2 protein-coding genes are annotated in these 776 nt (G+C 62.9%); both read left to right on the forward strand.

All coding sequences use genetic code 11. The features are described 5' to 3' along the window. Window positions 1-265, forward strand: a 265-nt coding sequence (locus AC1DY5_RS57495) for a methyl-accepting chemotaxis protein (protein WP_478123017.1), incomplete at its 5' end; no start/stop codon positions are given. Between the two features lie 171 nt (window positions 266-436). Then, the coding region (locus tag AC1DY5_RS57500) for a chemotaxis protein CheW (protein ID WP_478123018.1) at window positions 437-776 on the forward strand (340 nt) is incomplete at its 3' end.

The raw sequence follows: 776 nt of genomic DNA on the forward strand, positions 1-776 counted from the left end.
GGTGGCCGAGGCAGGCCGGACGATGGAGGAGATCGTCGACAGCGTCAAGCGCGTGACCGACATCATGGGCGAGATCACGGCGGCCAGCCAGGAGCAGACCTCGGGGATCGAGCAGATCAACCAGGCGATCACGCAGATGGACCAGGTGACGCAGCAGAACGCGGCGCTGGTGGAAGAGGCTGCGGCGGCCGCGGGATCGCTGCAGGAACAGGCGGGCAGCCTGGTGCAGGCGGTCAGCGTGTTCAAGCTCGACGCCGCCCGCTGAACGGAATTTCGTGCCGGCCCTTCAGGATGGGCGTTGCGCTGCCGATAGCAGAGATCATGCGTGTCAACCTTTCACCCAGATGGACCAGGTGACGCAGCAGAACTCGTCGCTGGGAAAAAGCGTCGGCGGCTCCCGCGGCAGCACAAATTTTCAAGTCATGGAGCGAATGAAGTGAACACCACAGATCAAGCCAAACAGCTCGCCTCTGAAGCAGGCGCAGCCTCGGCACGCACCGGCAGGCCGCTCGAATTCCTCTCGTTCACCCTTGGCGACGAGGAATACGGGATCGACATCCAGAAGGTTCAGGAGCTGCGCGGTTACGACGCGGTGACGCGGATCGCGAACGCGCCTGAGTACATCAAGGGGGTGGTGAACCTGCGGGGGATCATCGTTCCGATCATCGACATGCGGATCAAGTTTGCGCTGGGCACACCGAGCTACGACCAGTTCACGGTGGTGATCGTGCTGAACATCGGCGGGCGGGTGGTGGGGATGGTGGTGGACAGTGTGT

The organism is Variovorax sp. P4_D9 (assembly GCF_056401695.1).